Genomic DNA, 18,082 nt, shown 5'->3' on the forward strand with positions numbered 1-18,082 from the left:
TTGCGTCGGGATGAGGGTGGTGCGGCTCGTTTCCTGACGTCCCTGGCCGAGGCCTGGGTTCGGGGCATCCCCGTGGACTGGACGAGGGTCCTGGCGGGACAAGGTGCCCGTACCGTGCCGCTGCCCACCTACGCCTTCCAGCACCGCCGCTACTGGCTGGAGAAGACCGCTCCCGCCCGTGCTTCCATCGATTCCGGCCGGGATGTGGACGCTCGTTTCTGGGAGGCGGTCGAGCGCGAGGATCTGGGGGCTTTGGCCGAGACGTTGCGGTTGCCGGAGGTTGATGAGTCGCTGGCCGGTGTGCTGCCCGTGTTGTCGAGTTGGCGCAAGGGGCAGGTGGCTCGTTCTGCGGTGGACCGATGGCGGTACAAGGTGGTGTGGAAGCCGGTCGGCCGGGACACGCGGGCGGCCAGGCTCACCGGTACCTGGCTGCTCGTCGTCCCGCACGAGCACACCACCGACCTCACCACTGCCCTCACCACCACCCTGCAAACCCACGGCGCCGACGTGATGACCGTCGACGTGGCCCCCGGTACCGACCGCGACGGGCTCGCCGCTCTGCTCGGCACCGCCGTCGGCGGTGCCGACGGCCCCCTGATCGAAACCGACGATCCCCAGAGCGGTACCGACACTCTCCGCCCGGCCGGCGTCCTGTCCCTCCTGGCACTCGACGAGTCGCCGTACGCCCCCGGCAGTCCGCTCGACAACGGGCTCGCCCTCAACACCGCACTGGTGCAGGCGCTGGGGGACGCCAGGGTCGCCGCGCCGTTGTGGATCGCGACGCGCGGCGCCGTGTCCACCGGCCGCGCCGACCGGCTTGCCGCACCGGTTCAGGCACAGGCGTGGGGGCTGGGCCGCATCGCGGCGCTGGAGTATCCGCAGCGTTTCGGCGGACTGGTCGATCTGCCGGCGGAACTGGACGATCGTGCCGCCACCCGGCTCGTGACGGCGCTGTCGGGAGGCGTCGGCGAAGACCAGGTGGCCGTACGCGCTTCCGGGCTCTTCGCGCGGCGCCTGGTGCGGGCCGCGCTGCCGGACCCCGCTCCCAGCGACTGGAGGCCGGGCGGCACCGTCCTGGTGACCGGCGGAACCGGGGGAGTGGGAGCGCACGTGGCCCGCCGACTGGCCCGCGACGGGGCCTCGCATCTGCTGCTGGTCAGCCGCCGTGGTCCGGACGCGCCCGGTGCGGCCGAACTACAGGCGGAGCTGAGTGGTCTCGGTGCGCGCGTCACCGTAGCCGCGTGCGATGCCGCCGACCGCGACCAGCTCGCCGCGCTGCTGGCGGCCGTCCCGGAGGACGAGCCGCTCACGGCGGTTGTGCACGCGGCGGGAGTCCTGGACGACGGCGTGCTGGACGCCCTCACCCCCCAGCGCGCCGAGACCGTACTGCGGCCCAAGACCGCGGCGGCGCTGCATCTGCACGAGCTGACCCGCGATCTGGGACTGTCCGCGTTCGTGCTGTTCTCCTCACTTGCCGGCACGCTCGGCGGTCCGGGCCAGGGCAGTTACGCCGCTGCCAACGCCTTCCTCGACGCGCTCGCCCGGCAGCGGCACGCCGACGGGCTGCCCGCGACGTCGGTCGCGTGGGGTGCCTGGGACGGTGGCGGCCTGGCGTCCGGCGAGACCGGTGAGCGGCTGGCCCGTTCCGGTATGCCCGCCATGGAACCGGAGTTGGCCCTGACAGGGCTTCAGCAAGCCGTTGCCTGCGCGGAACCCGTGCTGGCGGTGGCCGACGTGCGGTGGGAGACGTATGCGTTCGCCCACGACAACGGCACCGCTCCCGTGCTCGCCGACCTGCCCGAGGTGCGCGCCGCCCTGGCGGCTCGGACCGCGCCCGGGGAGGACACCGGCGGCGGAAACGCGCTCACGGCCCGGCTCGCGCCTCTGCCGCATGAAGAGCAGCGGCGGGAAGTCCTCGGCCTCGTACGGACGTTGGCCGCGGCCGCGCTCGGGTTCGCCGGTGCGGAGGAGGTCGACGAGGAGCGGGCCTTCCGCGACCTCGGCTTCGACTCGCTCACCGCGGTCGCGCTGCGCAACTCCATCGCCGAGGCCACCGGGTTGCGGCTTCCCGTGACGCTGGTCTTCGACCACCCCACCGCCACCGCGCTCGCGGGCAAGGTGCACGAGGACCTCTTCGGAACGGCCCCGCAGGCCGTCGAGCCCTCCTCTGTGGCGCCGTCCGGCCCCGGCGCGGTCGACGACGATCCCGTGGTGATCGTCTCCATGAGCTGCCGCTACCCGGGCGGGGCGAGCAGCCCGGAGGAGCTGTGGCGGCTGCTCGCGCAGGGCGGCGACGCCGTGTCGGCCTTCCCGGACGACCGCGGCTGGGACATCGAGGGCGCCTACGACCCCGACCCGGACCGCCCGGGATCCTTCTATGCCCGCGGTGGCGGATTCCTGTACGACGCGCACCACTTCGACCCGGAGTTCTTCGGCATGAGCCCGCGCGAGGCGCTGGCCGTCGACCCGCAGCAGCGGCTGCTGCTGGAGACCTCCTGGGAGGTGTTCGAACGGGCCGGCATGGACCCCTCAGAGGTGCGCGGCAGCCGGACCGGCGTGTTCGTCGGTTCCAACTACCACGACTACGGATCCCGGGTGCAGCGCGCTCCCCAGGATTTCGAGGGCTATCTGGCCACCGGCAGCGCGGGCAGCGTGGCCTCCGGCCGGATCGCGTACACCTTCGGTCTGGAGGGGCCGGCCGTCACCGTCGACACGGCGTGCTCCTCGTCGCTGGTGGCCCTGCACATGGCGGCGCAGGCGGTGCGCGGCGGTGAGTGCTCGATGGCGCTGGCCGGCGGTGTGACCGTGATCTCCTCACTGGACACCTTCATCGAATTCAGCAGACAGCGGGCACTGTCCGCGGACGGGCGCTGCAAGGCGTTCTCCGACGCCGCCGACGGCGCCGGCTGGGCCGAGGGCGTCGGCGTGGTGCTGCTGGAGCGTCTGTCGGACGCCCGCCGCCACGGCCACCCCGTACTCGCGGTGCTCGCCGGTTCAGCCGTCAACCAGGACGGAGCCAGCAACGGGCTCACGGCGCCCAGCGGTCCCGCACAGCAGCGGGTCATCCGGCAGGCGCTGGCCTCCGCCGGCCTTTCGGCCTCGGACGTGGACGCTGTCGAGGCGCACGGCACCGGCACCCGGCTGGGCGACCCGATCGAAGCGCAGGCGCTGATGGCCACGTACGGGCAGAACCGTCCGTCCGGCCGTCCGCTGCTGCTCGGTGCCCTGAAGTCCAACATCGGGCACACGCAGGCCGCAGCGGGTGTCGGCGGTGTGATCAAGGTGGTGCTGGCGATGCGGCACGGGCTGCTGCCGCGCACCCTGCACGCCGACCGTCCGTCGACGCAGATCGACTGGTCCGAGGGCGCGGTGTCGTTGCTGACGCAGACGACGGAGTGGCCCGAGACGGGTCGTCCGCGCCGAGCCGGGGTGTCGGCGTTCGGCATCAGCGGCACCAACGCCCACGTGATCCTGGAACAGCCGCCCGCGGAGACCCCGGAGCCGCCCTCCGGCACGGACCCGCAGCCGGTTGCCGAGACGCCCCGCTTGCCTTTGCCGTCGACGCCCCTTCCCGCCGGCTCCGGCACCGTGTTGCCCTGGGTGCTCTCCGGCCACACCGCCCCCGCCCTGAGCGCGCAGGCGGCCCGCCTGGTGGCGCACCTCACGGACCCGGACCGGGAGGACGAGGCCTCGCCCGGCGACATCGCGTACTCGCTCGCCCGCGGACGCGCCGCATTCGAGCACCGCGCAGCCGTGATCGGAAGCGGCCGGGACGAACTCGTCGCCGGTGTACGGGCATTGGCCGAGGGGCGGGAGGCGCCCGGCCTGGTCCGCGGTGTGCGCCGCCGCTCCGGACGCACCGCCTTCCTGTTCAGCGGGCAGGGCAGCCAGCGCCCGGGCATGGGGCGCGAGCTTTACGCCGCTCACCCCGTGTTCGCGGATGCCTTCGACGACGTCTGCGCCGAACTCGACCGCGAACTCGAACGGCCGCTGCGGGAGGTGCTGTTCGCAGCGGCAGGAACCCCCGACGCCGAGCTGCTGGACCGCACCGCCTACACACAAGCCGGGCTCTTCGCCCTGGAAGTGGCCCAGTTCCGGCTGCTGGAGCACTGGGGGCTGCGTCCGGACGTCGTCGTCGGCCACTCCATCGGCGAAATCGCCGCGGCTCACGTGGCCGGGGTGTTCGACCTTGCCGACGCCTGCCGCCTGGTCGCCGCCCGCGGCCGGCTGATGCAGCAACTGCCGGACGGCGGCGCCATGATGTCCGTACGGGCAGGGGAGGCGGAGGTCGCCGAGGCCCTGCACCCGTACGAGGGCCGGGTAGCCGTCGCCGCCGTCAACGGACCGGAGTCCGTGGTCGTCTCCGGGGACGAGGACGCGGTGGAGGAGCTGGCCGGGGCCTGGCGGGCGGCCGGGCTGCGCACCAAGCGCCTGACGGTCTCGCACGCCTTCCACTCGCCGCGGATGGAGCCGATGCTGGCGGAGTTCGAGGCCGCTGCCCGAGAAATCGCGTACGCGCCTCCGGCCGTACCCGTCATCTGCGACCTCACCGGCGAACCCGCCGACGGCGGGCAGCTGGAGAGCGCCGAGTACTGGGTGCGGCACGTACGCGAGACGGTCCGCTACGCAGACGCCGTCGCCACCCTGGAACGCCAGGGGACGAACGTGTTCGTCGAGCTGGGCCCCGACGGCGTTCTGACCGCGATGACCCGCGACTGCCTGGCCGATCCGGAGAGCGCCGCAGTCGTGACGCCGCTGATGCGCCGCGACCGGCCGGAGGACGTGGCATTGACCACGGCGCTGGCGACCCTGCACGTACACGGAATGAGCCCCGACTGGGGGGCCGTCTTCGCCGGGGCCCGCACGGTGGGCCGGGCCGACCTGCCGACGTACGCGTTCCAGCGCGACCGCTACTGGCTGGACGCGGCGCCAGGCACGCCGGACCTCGCCTCGGCCGGCCTCGCGGCCGGCGACCACCCGTTGCTCGGCGCGGGCACCGCCCTGGCCGGCGGGGACGGCTACCTGCTCACCGGCAGGCTGTCGCTGACGGGCCATCCCTGGCTGGCCGACCACATGGTGTCCGGCACCGCGATCCTGCCGGGCACGGCGTTCCTGGAGATGGCCCTGCTGGCCGGTGACAGGGTGGGCAGCCGCACCGTCGAGGAACTCACGCTGGAGGCGCCGCTGGTCCTGCCCGAACAGGGCGCCGTCCACCTCCAGGTGACGGTCGGGGAGCCCGGCGAGCAGGGCAGTCGCAGTGTGACCGTCCACTCCCGGCCCGATGACGCCGCCGACGATGAGCCCTGGACTCGGCACGCCGTCGGCGTGCTCGCCCCGGACGCCGCCCCGGGCGAGGACGCCCCACTGACGGTGTGGCCGGGGGAGAATGCCGAACCTGTCGGTGTGGACGGGCTGTACGACCGCTTCGCCGCGAACGGATTCGCCTACGGCCCCGCCTTCCAGGGCCTGAAGGCGGCGTGGAAGGCCGGCGACGACATCCACGCCGAGGTCGAGCTGCCTGCGGAGGCAGCCGGCGAAGCCGCCCGGTACGGGCTGCACCCGGCCCTGCTGGATGCCGCTCTGCAGACGGTCGGCCTGGCCTCTGCCACCGCTGACGGCACCGGTCTGATGCCGTTCAGCTGGACCGGCGTACGGTTGCACAGCCCCGGCGCCGGCGCACTCCGCGTCGTCCTCAGCCCGGCCGGCCAGGACACGGTCACGCTGAGGCTCGCCGACGCGGAGGGACGCGCCGTCGCCACGGTGACCGGGCTGAGCCTGCGCCCGCTGCCCGCCGGGCAGTTCGCGGATGCCCGCGCCGCCGCCCGCCATCTGCACCAGCTGGAGTGGGTGACCCCGGCCACCGCCCCGGCACGCCCGGCCGTCAGCGGCTGGGCCGTCCTGGACGGCGACGACGACCCGGGGATCGGCCGCGCCTTGAGGGTCGCCGGACTCACCGTCACGCACCACCCCGACCTGGAGGCCCTCGCCCGGGCCGTCGCCGCCGGCGAGGTCCCCGTTCCGGACACGGTGCTGGCCGCCGTACCGGGTCTCGCGGAGGACGACGCCGGCCCGACGGAGGAACGCGGCCCGGCCGACCTGGCCGGTCCGGACGACCCGGCGGATCGGGCTGACTCCGCCGACCCGGCGGTCTCGGTATGCCGCACGACCGGTCGGGCACTGCGACTTCTGCAGGGCTGGCTCGCCGAGGACACGTTCAACGCCACCCGGCTCGTGCTCGTCACCCGGCACGCCGTGTCCGTGGACGACGGTGACCGGGCCCCCGACCCGGTGGCCGCGGCCGTCTGGGGGCTGGTGCGAACCGCGCAGTCGGAGAACCCGGAGCGGTTCGTACTCCTCGACTGGGACGGTGCGCAGGAGTCCTACCGTGCGCTGCCCCCGGCCGCAGCAGGACACGATGAGCCGCAACTCGCCCTGCGCAAGGGCGAGCTGAGGGCGCCGAGGCTGGTCCGCGTACGCCTGGCCGGAACCGCCGAGCCCGCCGAGTCCGCCGGAGCGCTGCTCGACCCGGACGGCACGGTGCTGGTCACCGGTGCCACCGGCGCGCTGGGCGGTCTGATCGCCCGCCACCTGGTGACCCGGTACGGCGCACGGCACCTCCTGCTGGCCGGTCGCCGCGGCCCCGACGCGCCGGGCGCCCCCGAACTCGTGGCCGAGCTGACCGGACTCGGTGCCCGTGCCGATCTCGTCGCCTGCGACACCTCCGACCGGGAAGCCCTGGAACGGCTGCTCGCCACGGTCGGCGCCGACCACCCGTTGACCGCCGTGGTGCACACCGCGGGCGTACTCGACGACGGCGTCATCGGCTCCCTGACCCCGGACCGGCTGGACCGGGTTCTGGCCGCCAAGGTCGACACCGCACTGCACCTGCACGAACTCACCCGCGACAAGCCACTGTCCGGCTTCGTGCTCTTTTCCTCCCTCGCCGGGATCTTCGGCGGCTCGGGACAAGGCAACTACGCGGCTGCCAACGCATTCCTCGACGCCTTCGCCCAGCAGCGGCGGGCGCAGGGCCTGCCCGCCCAGTCCTTGGCCTGGGGGCTGTGGGAACGGCGTTCGGCGATGACGGGCAAGCTCGACCGGGCCGATCTGCAGCGGATGGCGCGCGGCGGAGTCGTCCCCATGCCGTCGGAGGAGGCGCTGGCACTGTTCGACGCGGCTGTGGCCGCCGACCAGGCGGTGCTGGTACCGGCGCGGTTCGACACCGCCGGGCTGCGCTCGCCCGACGGCGAGGTCCCCGCACTGCTGCGCTCCCTGGTCAAGTCGGCCGCGCGGCGGCGCACCGGGACCGCCGACGGCACGACTCCCGCGGAGCTGCTGCGCCGCAGGCTTGCGGATCTGGACGCTGAAGGCCGGTTCGCGGCGCTCCTGGACGTCGTACGCGACCACACGGCGGCCGTCCTCGGCTATGCCGACTCCGACGCCGTCGACCCCGAACGCGGCTTCCTGGAGATGGGCTTCGACTCGCTGACCGCTGTCGAACTGCGGAACCGGCTGAACACCGCCACCGGGCTGCGCCTGCCGGCGACCCTGCTGTTCGATCACCCGACCCCCGCCGGGCTGGCCCGGCATCTGCGGGCGGAGACAGCGCCGGGCGCCGCGGCCGCCGTTCAGCCGATGCTGTCCGAACTCGATCGGCTGGAGAGCGCGTTGGAGGAGGTGGCCGCCGACGAGGCGGTCCGCTCCGCGCTGGCGGGCCGGTTGCGCGGGCTGCTGTCGCGTCTGGACGTTCCCGCACCCGCAGGCGCCGGACTCCCGCCGGACGACGCGGGCGACGAGGTCACGGCCTTGGGGGTGGAGGAACAGATCGACGCGGCCAGCGACGACGATCTCTTCGACTTCATCGACAAGCGATTCGGGTCGGCGTGATGGAGCACGTGACGACCATCCGGACGGAGAACCGGGCCGTCAACCGGACGGAGAACCGGATCGACGACCGAGCCGACACCCGAGTCGACAACCGGACCGACCACCGGACCGACAACCGGACGGAGAACCGGATCGACGACCGAGCCGACAACCGGACCGAGGACCGGATCGGCAACCGGACGGAGACGACCCCGAAGGAGAACGACACCGTGGCGGACCGTGTCCTGAACGTCGGCGTCCTCGGCTGCGCCGCCATCGCCCAGCGCAACACCATCCCCGCGCTGGTCGCCGACCCGGCGGTGCGGCTTGTCGCGGTGGCCAGCCGCACGCGGGAGAAGGCCGAGGCCGTCGCCCGCCGCTTCGGCTGCGAGGCGTTGACCGGCTACGCCCCGCTGCTGGCCCGCGACGACATCGACGCCGTCTACGTACCGCTGCCACCCGCCCTGCATGCCGAGTGGGTCGGCAGGGCACTGGCGGCGGGCAAGCACGTCCTGGCGGAGAAGCCGCTCGCCGTGAGCGGGACGGAGGCGGCCGCGCTGGTCGGCGCGGCCCGCGCCTCCGGCCTCCTGCTGATGGAGAACTTCGCCTTCCTCCACCATGGACAGCACGATGCCGTACGGGCCCTCATCGACAGCGGCGCGATCGGTGAACCCCGGCATCTCACCGCGGAGTTCGGGTTCCCTCCGCTCGCCGCCGACGACATCCGGTACGACTCGTCTCTGGGCGGCGGTGCGCTCCTCGATGCCGGTGTCTACACCCTCCGCGCGGCCACCCTCTACCTAGGCCCTGAGGTGGCGGTCCGCGGCGCGGCTCTCCACCACGACTCGGTCGTCGGGGTCGACGTGGCGGGTGCCGCCCTGGTCGGACATCCTGCCAACGGCCGCACCGGACAGCTGGCCTTCGGCTTCGACCGTTCGTATCGGTGCGTGTGCTCCATCTGGGGCAGCGAGGGCAGCATCACCCTCGACCGGGCGTTCACCGCTCCGCCCGCACTGCGGCCCGTACTGCGGCTGCGACGCCAGGACCACGTGGAGGAACGCACTCTCCCGGCCGCGCACCAATTCGCCGCGCTGGTGGCCTCGTTCGCCCGAACCGCCCTGGAGGGCGGGGACTTCAAGTCCCCGGGCGACGACATCCTGCGCCAGGCGGAGCTGGTCGACGCGGTTCGGGCTGCCGCGGGGCAGTGAGACTCTCCCAGCTTGCACTGCGGGCTGTTGCGCTCCGGAGCGGTTGCGGCACGCACCGAGACCTGACGGCCATCCGGCTTGCGTGCCTGAACTGCACCGAGCCCCGCCGGAGTTGACGAGAAATACATGAAACTTCGCTGAGTTCCGCCCGGAGGTGACGAGCTGGTCTATGAACGGCACCGAGCCGGACTAAGTTGCCGAGGCACCTGAACTGCACCCGCGCTCCACCGGAGTTCGACGACTGCTGAACCGCACCGCCCGCCGGGAGTTGACGACTTCGAGAAAGACCCGAGGCCCTCCACCGTGCAAGGCGGAGGGCCCCGCTGCGCATCCGGCGCCTCAGGCGGACGGCTCGTCAGGTGACGGCTCGTCAGGTGACGGCTCGTCAGGTGTCGTTCCACTGGAAGAAGCGCAGCGTCAGCGCAGTCACCACGGCCGTGAAGCCCAGCATGCCGCCCATCGTGGGCAGGATGTCCGTCAGACCGCCGCCCCGGCTCAGTACCGCCTCGCTGCCCGCCACCAGATAACGCAGCGGCATCGAATACGAGACCACCTGCACCCAGTCGGGGGCGTTGTCCAGCGAGAAGAACGACCCGGAGAGGAAGGACATCGGAAGCACCAGGAGCTGGGCGAGGCCGCCCGCGGACTCCTCCGTCTTGGTCACCGAGCCGATGAGCAGGCCCAGCGCCATCAAGGACAGCGTTCCGCACATGACCAACGGCACGACGAGCCACCAGCTGCCGGTGAGCTGCAGACCGAAGTACGGCAGCGTCGCCACCAGCAGGAACAGGGCTGTCTGCGAAAGCGCCATGATCATGGTCATGGAAATCCTGGCGGCCACCACCTCCCAGGCCCGGATCGGCGAAAGACGCATCCGCTGGAGGATCTTCTTGCGGCGCAGCGTCACCAGCGTCAGCGAGGTGCTGAACACCGCGCTGGAGGCAACCGCCCAGCCCATCAGACCGGGCGTCAGGTACTGGATCGGTTTGACCGACTCGTCCTCGACCTGACCGGCTTTCAGCGTGTACGTCGCCGACTTCCCTGTCACCGCCAGATTCGCCTTGTCCAGCACCGCGTTGAGCGTGGCGCGGGCGGAGGCGCCCTTGACGCCGTCAGCGGCGCTGTACCTCAGGACGACCGTCTTGCCGTTCTGTTCGACCAGCGCGTCGAAGTCGCCCTGGCGCACCTTCTCCAGGGCGTCCGACTCACTTCCCACCTTGGTGATCGTGGCGGCCTTTGCCAGCTGCTTCTCCTGGGCCTTGGACAGGGAGTCAAGCACCTGCACCTTGCCGACCTGCGCCACCTTGATGTGCGCGGTGCCGTTGCTCTTGAACAGGGTGCCGAACAACAGAAGGAACAGAATCGGGAAGATCAGCAGGAAGAAGATGGTGCCCTTGTCCCGCAGCACGCTGAGGATCATCGCCCGGGACAACTCGCGGACCGGGTTCAGCCGCTCGGGTTTGGTCCCTCGCGCTCGGGCATGCCTACCACCCGTGTGACCCCCCGTATGCCCCCGCGAGTGTCCCCTCGTGGGCACCTCTTCCCGCAGTGGCGGCGCGGCTACGGGGATCGCCAGCTTTCTGGGCTGCGTGGTCTCTTCCGTCGTCACGCGCGGTACTCCCGTCCCGTCAGCTGGAGGAAGACGTCCTCCAGGGTGGCCCCGCGTACCTCGAGGCCACGCAGGGCTCCCTGGTCGGCCAGGATCGAGAGCACGGGCCCGGGTGTACGGGTGGAGACCGACAACGACACCCCGTCGTCCTCGACGACGGACTCCTCGACACCGGCCCACTCCAGCAGGTCCTGCATCGCCTCCTGCCGGATCAGCCCCGACTCCACACTCACCCGCACCATGTCATCCAGCTCACGGATCAGTGCCGCAGGTGCGCCGGTCCTGAGCACCTTGCCGTGTTCCATCACCGACACCCGGTCGCAGAGGATCTCCGCCTCGTCCAGGTAGTGCGTGGTGAGGACCACGGTGCGGCCCTCCTGGTTGATGAGCCGCAGCAGGTCCCACAGGTTGCGGCGGGCCTGGGGGTCCAGCCCGGCGGTGGGCTCGTCCAGGAAGACGATCTCCGGATCGTGCACCAGGCCGCAGGCGATGGACAGCCGCTGCGCCTGGCCGCCGGAGAGCTTGTCCGCCGACACGCTCCCGAACTCGGTGAGGCCGACACGCTCCAGCATCGCGTCCGCCTGCCGGGGACCGACCCGGTAGAACGACGCGAAGATGCGGATCGTCTCCCGGGTGGTCAGCTTGTCGAAGAAGGACGACGCCTGGAACTGCACGCCGATCCGCGTCAGCAGCGCGGGATTGCGCGGCCAGGGGCTCTTGCCGAACACCTCGATCCGGCCCTCGTCGGGCTCGCGGACACCCTCGAGGATCTCCAGGGTGGTCGTCTTGCCCGCGCCGTTGGGGCCCAGGATCCCGTAGAACTCGCCCGTCTCGATGTTCAGTGAGACCCCGTCGACGGCCTGGATGTCCCCGTACCGCTTCCGGATGCCGTCCGCGATGATCGCCGCCGTCATGGCATGCCGGTCCTGATCGGGCGGAGCGGTGTTCGGGCCCCTCCGCGGATGTACTGAAGGTCCATCACTCGACTGTCGTCTTTCCGTGATCGGTTGAGGGATCGTGCCGGGGCGGGGGCCCGGCCCTCCGTCCGCGTCCGGCCGTCGGCGGAGGCCGGACCGGGTCGGGAGCGTGTGGCGCTCTTCGGCGGTACGGAACTCCACACCAGCACAGGCCCCGCGGCGACGGCCATCGAAGGCGTCGAAGACTAGGGAATCGCCCCTACTCTGCCCCGGAGACAGGGGAACGACCGATCCGGCACCGGTCGGCCGCCGTACGTTCGTCCATCAGGGATCCGCGGTGGTCTGCCGCCGCTGGCCGACAGGATCGAGGACGCCACGATGCCCCCCACAGTCCGGGACGACGCCGTGCACCGCGACGCGGGACCCGGCCGGTCCGGGGCCGCCGCGCGCCCGCGGGCCCTCCCCGCCCCCTCGACGGATCCGCTCCCGCCCCTGGCCGTGCTGCCCGTCGCCGCGCTCGCCTGCGCGACGACGGCCCTGCTGATGCTCACCGCGGATCGCTTCGGCTACTTCAGCGATGAGCTGTACTTCCTCGTCGCGGGCCGCTATCCCTCCTGGGGCTATGCCGACCAGCCGCCGTTGCTACCCCTGCTCGCCCACGCGATCGACAGCGCCTCCCACGGCTCACTCGTGTGGCTGCGGGCGCCGGCCGCCGCCGCGACGGCCCTCGGCGTACTGACGGCCGCCCTGACCGCCCGCGAGCTGGGCGGCAGACGGCCCGCCCAGATCGCCACCGCGGGTGCTTACGCCGTCTCGCCCGTCATGCTGCAGATGGGCCATCTGCTCATCACCGCCACGCTGGACATTTTCCTCACGACGTTCACCACCTGGCTGCTGGTGCGGTGGGTGCGCACCCGGCGCGACGGATTGCTGATCCTCATCGGCCTGACCGCCGCGGTCTCTCTCCAGGTCAAGTTCCTCGGCGTCGCCTTCTGGGCGGTGCTGCTGGTGGCCGTCGTCCTCGCCGGCCCCAGGGACCTGCTGCGCCGCCCCCTGCTGTGGGTGTCGGCGCTTGGTGCTCTGCTCACCGCGGTGCCCGGCCTGCTCTGGCAGGTCCGCAACGGCTGGCCCCAACTCGCCATGACCAAGGTCATCTCCCAAGAGGTCGCCGCCGAGGGGGGAGGCCAGGCCGGATTCCTGCCCGCCGTGCTCACGACCGCCGGACTGGTCGGCGCTCTGCTCCTCGGCTACGGGCTGTGGAGGCTGCTGTCCGCCCGTGAGGTGCGCCCCTACCGGTTCCTCGGCCTGACCTTCGCCGGGCTGTGCGCCGTCTACCTGGTCGTCCACGGGCGGCCGTACTACGTCGCCGGGCTCTTCGCCGTCCTGTGGGCGGCGGCCGCCACGGGACTGCAGCGGCTGCGCCCCACCCGCCCCCGCGCCTGGGCGACGGTCGTGGCGTATGCGGTCTCGGCGGCGCTTGCGGTCCAGTTGCTGCCCGTCTACCCGGTCCAGCGGCTCGCCGAGTCCAGCGGGGACTGGCCGTCCAGCGACGGGCTGGCAAAGGAGAGCGTGGGCTGGCCCGACCTTGCGGCCTCGGTGGCCCGCGTCCACCGCGAACTGCCCGCCGACCAGCGCCGCCGGGCCCTGCTGATCACCGACCGGTACGACCAGGCGGGTGCCCTGGACCGGTACGGGCCGGCGCTCGGCCTGCCACGCCCGTACAGCGGGCACCGCGGCTACTGGTACCTGCGGCGCCCGGCCGACGACAGCGCGCCCGTCGTCTTCGTCGGCGGCGATGCCCGCTATCTGCGGCAGTTCTTCACGAGCGTGCGCAAGCGCGGCACGGTCACCAACCGGCAGAACGTGCGTAACCTCAACTGGGGTGTCCCGATATGGGTTTGCGAGGGCGAGCGCCGGCCCTGGCGTGTCCTCTGGCCCCGCTTCTCCCACCTCAATGCCGACTCGGCGGACGACAGCTTCCCGAACCCATGAGGTGGACGAAAGCTCGCCGAACCCATGAGGCGGACGACAGCCCGCCGATCGCATGCAGAGACGGCGGGCCGCCCCTCGCCGCGACGGCGTGAGGCCGGCTACCGTCCGCGGCCGCGCGTGCGTGCCAAATCACCCCCAGGTCACGGGCAGCGCGTACACGCCGTAGTGCATGGCCTTGTCGCGCAGGGGGATCTCCTCCGGCTCGACCGCCAGCCGGAGGTCCGGGAAGCGGTCGAACAGCTTCTGGAAGCCGATGCGCAGCGTCGCCCGGGCCAGATGCTGCCCCAGACACTGGTGGATGCCGAAACCGAAGGCCAGGTGGCGGCGGGAGGGCCGGGTGACGTCGAACGTCTCCGGGTCCTCGAACTGCTCCGGATCCCGGTTGGCGGCAGGCAGCGACAGCACCACGGTCTGCCCCGCCTCGATGGTGCGTCCGCCGATCTCCACGTCCTCCAACGCCACTCTGCTCGCACCCATATGAGAGATCGTCAGGTAGCGCAGCAGTTCCTCCACCGCCCGCTCCATCAGCTCCGGCCGCTTGCGGATCTTCTGCAGTTCCTCGGGGTGCTGCAGCAGCGCGAAGGTGCCGAGGCCCAGCATGTTCGGGGTGGTGTCGAGCGCGCCGCCGATGGTGATCCAGGAGATGTTCGCCAGCTCCTCCTCGGTCAGCTCACCGGTCTTCACCAGCTTGCCGAGCAGCTTGTCGTTGGGTTCGGCGAACAGGTCCTTCACGATGCGCGCCAGCGTCTGGTCCAGCGCGGTGTTGTGCTCGACGAACTCCTCGACGGTGTAATCGATCCGCATGATGGCCGAGAAATGCTCGTCGAGCTCGGCGATGTCCTCCTCCGGCACTCCCATCACCGAGTGCACGGACCGGTGGACGACCTTCTTGATGAACGCCGGCAGCAGGTCCACCGGTGGCTCGAGCCCGGCCATCTCCTCCAGCACGCCGTCGATGATCCCGGCCAGCGTCGGCTCGTACTCCTGGATCTTGCGGACGGTGAAGAAGCCGGTCAGCAGCCGCCGGTAGTGCGTGTGGTCCGGCGCGTCCATGCGCACGAAGGAGCCCGGACCCGAGGGCTGCGGGTCGTAGTTCTCCACCTCGAACGGCGGCGACGCCACCAGCGCCAGCAGCTCGGCCCGGTGGCTGAACCGCGGGTCGGTCATGATGGCCCGCACGTCCTCGTGGCGTGTGACCAGCCAGCCGTCATTGCGCCCCGGCGCGATGTCGAAGGTGACCGGGCTGATCGGCTCTTCCTCGCGCAGCCTGCGGTACTCCGGGTCGGGGTCGAAGGGGCAGGTGCGGTCGGTCGGTATCACTGGTGGTTTCGGCTGGTAGGCCATGAATCCTCCGTCTGGTCGGTTCCGTCGCCCGGTTGTGCCTGTCAGGCCCGCCGGACCATGAGAGGCAGCTGCCGAAGACCGAAGACGTTGACGCGGTTGTCGAAGTAGGACAGCGGGCGGTCGTGGTCGACCCGGATGCCGGCGTAGCGGTCGAGCATCAGATTGAGCGCGATCTGACCCTCGAGGCGGGCGAGCGGGGCGCCCAGGCAGTAGTGGATGCCGTGACCGAAGGCGAGTTGCTTGGCGTTGGCCCGGCCCGGCCGGAAGCTGTCGGGCTCGGGGAAGACGCGCTCGTCGCGGTTGGCGGACAGCAGCCAGAGGAACATCATCGTGTTCTCCGGCACCTTCTCCCCGGCGATCTCCACCCGGGACGTCGGCACCCGTTCGATCTTCAGAAACGGTGGCCGGCAGCGCAGTACCTCTTCCGTGAACGGCGTGATCGCCTCGCGGTCCGCGCGCAACCCGGCGAGGAGCCCCTCCTCCAGGTCCAGCGTCAGCAGCATGTTGCCGAGCAGTACGGCGGTGGTGACATGGCCGGCGAGCAGCAGCAGGGCGGCGAAGCTCACCACGTCGTCGTCGTTCAGGCTCTCCCCGTCCACCTCGGCCCGCACCAGAAGGCTCATGAGGTCGTCGTGCTCGCGCGCCCGCCGCTCGGCGACGTGCTGCCGCAGATAGGCGTCCAGTTCCTGAACGGTCCTGCCCAGAACCTCGGCGCCCTCAGGGGTCTCCCAGTCCACGGTCAGCAGGTTGTCGGCCCACACCTGGAAGAGGGGGCGGTCGGAGGGCGGCACACCGAGCAGGGAGGAGATCACGATGACCGGTAGAGGATTGGCGAAGGCGTCGACCAGATCGAAGCGGTCGCGGTCCTCGAGGCCGTCGAGGAGTTCGGTGGCCACCTCGGTGATCCGCGGAGTCAACTCGTTGATCATCTTCGCGGTGAAGACCTTGCTCACCAGCCGCCGCAACTTGCCGTGCCGGGGAGGGTCCAGCAGGAGCAGCGTGCCGCCGGGCGGCTGCCGCTCGCCGCCTGACAACCGGCTCACCGTGTCCGAGGAGAACGTCGCGGGGTCGGCGGTGATCCGCTGGACGTCCTCGTGCCGGAACACGTGGTAGCGACCGGCAGGATCGCGCCACACCGGCTGCTCGTCCCGCATCCGCCGCAGCCACGCCAGCAGCGTCGCACCGCCGTCGAGCCCCACCTCGGGCGGTGTGGACGCCTCGGAACTCGGCGGAGCGGGCACGGCTGTCATCGGGAACCCCCTTCTTAGGGCAGGCCGCACGGGAGGCGGGCCGGGAGCGGGCCCAGCGCAGCACGACCGGTGAATCGAACGCCAGAAAGCGCGCGCAACTCTAGGGATTTGCCTGGGCCCGACCCCTCCGGCGGGCCCCTGGGCCTACTAGGGGATTTTTCAGAGTCGGAGGTCAAGCGGCCGAGGACCGTGCGCGCGCCCCCAGACTTGAGCGGGTTCGAGGTGTTCGAGACGCCATGCGGAGCGTGCGCGGTGTCCGAGCCTGAGGAGATCCGGTGTTGTTGACCGTTCCGAGCGCAGCGGGCCTGCCCCCGATCAGGTCCGCCCTGGTGCGTGACCCGATCCTGGGGGCAGAGCTGTGAGCGAAGATCGCCTGCGGGATTACCTGAAGCGTGTCACCGCCGACCTGCATCGCACCACCACCCGCGTGCGCGAGCTCGAGGCCAGGGACCGCGAACCGATCGCGATCGTGTCCATGGCCTGCCGCTACCCGGGCGACGTCCGCACCCCCGAGGACCTGTGGCGGCTCGTCGCCGACGGCACCGACGCCATCACCCCCTTCCCGGAGGACCGAGGCTGGGACGTGGGATCCCTGTACCACCCGGACCCCGACCACCCCGACACCTGCTACACCCGCGAGGGCGGCTTCCTGCACGACGCCGCCGACTTCGACCCCGGCTTCTTCGGTATGTCGCCGCGCGAAGCCCTCGGCACCGACCCGCAGCAGCGGCTCCTCCTGGAGGTCTCCTGGGAGGCCCTGGAACGGGCAGGTCTTGACCCGGGCACCCTCCGCGGCAGCCCCACCGGCGTGTTCGTCGGCGTCATGTACAACGACTACGGCTCCCGCTTCGACGTTCCGCCGCCCGGCCTCGAGGGCTTTATCGGCAACGGCAGCGCGGGCAGCATCGCCTCCGGCCGTGTCGCGTACACCCTGGGCCTGGAGGGCCCCGCGGTGACGGTGGACACGGCCTGCTCCTCGTCCCTGGTCGCACTGCACCTGGCCTGCCGGGCACTGCGGGCAGGTGAGTGCTCGATGGCGCTGGCGGGGGGTGTCGCCGTGATGTCCACCCCCGTGACCTTCACCGAGTTCAGCCGGCAGCGCGGGCTCGCCCCCGACGGCCGCTGCAAGTCCTTCGCGGATGCCGCGGACGGTACGGGGTGGGGTGAGGGGGCGGGACTGCTTCTGCTGGAGCGGTTGTCGGACGCGCGGCGGAACGGTCACCGGGTGCTGGCCGTGATCCGTGGCAGCGCGGTCAACCAGGACGGCGCCAGCAGCGGCCTGACCGCACCGAACGGCCCGTCCCAACAGCGTGTGATCCGCGCGGCGTTGGGCAGCGCCGGGTTGTCGGCGTCGGACGTCGACGCGGTGGAGGCGCACGGCACGGGGACGACGCTGGGCGACCCGATCGAGGCGCAGGCGCTGCTGGCCACGTACGGGCAGGGTCGTGAACGGCCCCTGTGGCTGGGCTCGTTGAAGTCCAACATCGGTCACACCCAGGCCGCTGCCGGAGTCGGCGGTGTCATCAAGATGGTCATGGCGATGCGGCACGGGACGCTGCCGCGCACCCTCCATGTCGATGAGCCGTCGTCCCATGTCGACTGGTCGGCGGGCGAGGTGGCCCTGTTGACCGAACCGCGCGACTGGCCGCAGACGGAGGGGCGTGCGCGGTGCGCGGGCGTCTCCGCCTTCGGCGTCAGCGGCACGAATGCGCATGTGATCGTCGAGGAGGCGGCCGGGGCGGCGGGGGCGGTCGGGGAGGGTGCCGGGGAGCCGGGTGTTTCCGGTGGTGCGGGGTCCGGTGGTGGCCTGGTGGTGTGGCCGGTGTCGGCGCGGGGTGAGGGGGCTTTGCGGGCGCAGGCGTCGCGGTTGCTGGAGGTCGTGGAGGGTGGGGAGGG

The 18,082-nt window shown here is 71.7% G+C and carries 8 protein-coding genes; 4 read left to right on the forward strand and 4 right to left on the reverse strand.

Annotated elements, in window-relative coordinates:
• Nucleotides 1-114: 114 nt before the first annotated feature.
• Both AB0M26_RS29700 and AB0M26_RS29705 read left to right on the forward strand, forming a co-directional pair.
• Nucleotides 115-7,887, forward strand: coding sequence for an SDR family NAD(P)-dependent oxidoreductase (locus tag AB0M26_RS29700; RefSeq protein ID WP_365265806.1), 7,773 nt, complete (start codon nt 115-117; stop codon nt 7,885-7,887).
• Nucleotides 7,888-7,895: 8 nt separating this feature from the next.
• Nucleotides 7,896-9,074: a Gfo/Idh/MocA family oxidoreductase gene (locus AB0M26_RS29705; RefSeq protein WP_365265808.1), complete on the forward strand. Its 1,179-nt coding sequence runs from the start codon at nt 7,896-7,898 to the stop codon at nt 9,072-9,074.
• A gap of 385 nt (nt 9,075-9,459) precedes the next feature.
• Here the strand turns inward: AB0M26_RS29705 and AB0M26_RS29710 are convergent, their stop codons facing one another.
• A complete protein-coding gene (locus tag AB0M26_RS29710; RefSeq protein ID WP_365265810.1) occupies nt 9,460-10,482 on the reverse strand; it encodes an ABC transporter permease in 1,023 nt (340 codons plus the stop codon).
• Between the two features lie 197 nt (nt 10,483-10,679).
• Nucleotides 10,680-11,597, reverse strand: coding sequence for an ABC transporter ATP-binding protein (locus AB0M26_RS29715; protein ID WP_365265812.1), 918 nt, complete (start codon nt 11,595-11,597; stop codon nt 10,680-10,682).
• Between the two features lie 381 nt (nt 11,598-11,978).
• Here AB0M26_RS29715 and AB0M26_RS29720 point away from each other — a divergent pair, with 381 nt between their 5' ends.
• On the forward strand, nt 11,979-13,592 hold the full coding sequence (locus AB0M26_RS29720) for a glycosyltransferase family 39 protein (protein ID WP_365265814.1): 1,614 nt from the start codon (nt 11,979-11,981) through the stop codon (nt 13,590-13,592).
• A 129-nt stretch (nt 13,593-13,721) separates the two neighbouring features.
• On the opposite strand, the gene AB0M26_RS29725 is transcribed toward AB0M26_RS29720, so the two are convergent.
• Complete coding sequence (locus AB0M26_RS29725; protein WP_365265816.1) at nt 13,722-14,936, reverse strand: cytochrome P450; 1,215 nt, start codon at nt 14,934-14,936, stop codon at nt 13,722-13,724.
• A gap of 41 nt (nt 14,937-14,977) precedes the next feature.
• Complete coding sequence (locus AB0M26_RS29730) at nt 14,978-16,186, reverse strand: cytochrome P450 (RefSeq protein ID WP_365265818.1); 1,209 nt, start codon at nt 16,184-16,186, stop codon at nt 14,978-14,980.
• Between the two features lie 358 nt (nt 16,187-16,544).
• Between AB0M26_RS29730 and AB0M26_RS29735 the strand changes: the two genes are divergently transcribed.
• Nucleotides 16,545-18,082: beta-ketoacyl synthase N-terminal-like domain-containing protein (locus tag AB0M26_RS29735; RefSeq protein WP_365265820.1), on the forward strand; the 1,538-nt coding region annotated here is incomplete at its 3' end.

This window comes from Streptomyces sp. NPDC051776 (assembly GCF_040681345.1).
Classification (GTDB): Bacteria; Actinomycetota; Actinomycetes; order Streptomycetales; family Streptomycetaceae; genus Streptomyces.

Coding starts and splice junctions, on each gene's coding strand:
- AB0M26_RS29715 (WP_365265812.1), bottom strand. CDS start 11,597: ATGACGGCGGCGATCATCGCGGACGGCATCCGGAAGCGGTACGGGGAC.
- AB0M26_RS29720 (WP_365265814.1), top strand. CDS start 11,979: ATGCCCCCCACAGTCCGGGACGACGCCGTGCACCGCGACGCGGGACCC.
- AB0M26_RS29730 (WP_365265818.1), bottom strand. CDS start 16,186: ATGACAGCCGTGCCCGCTCCGCCGAGTTCCGAGGCGTCCACACCGCCC.
- AB0M26_RS29725 (WP_365265816.1), bottom strand. CDS start 14,936: ATGGCCTACCAGCCGAAACCACCAGTGATACCGACCGACCGCACCTGC.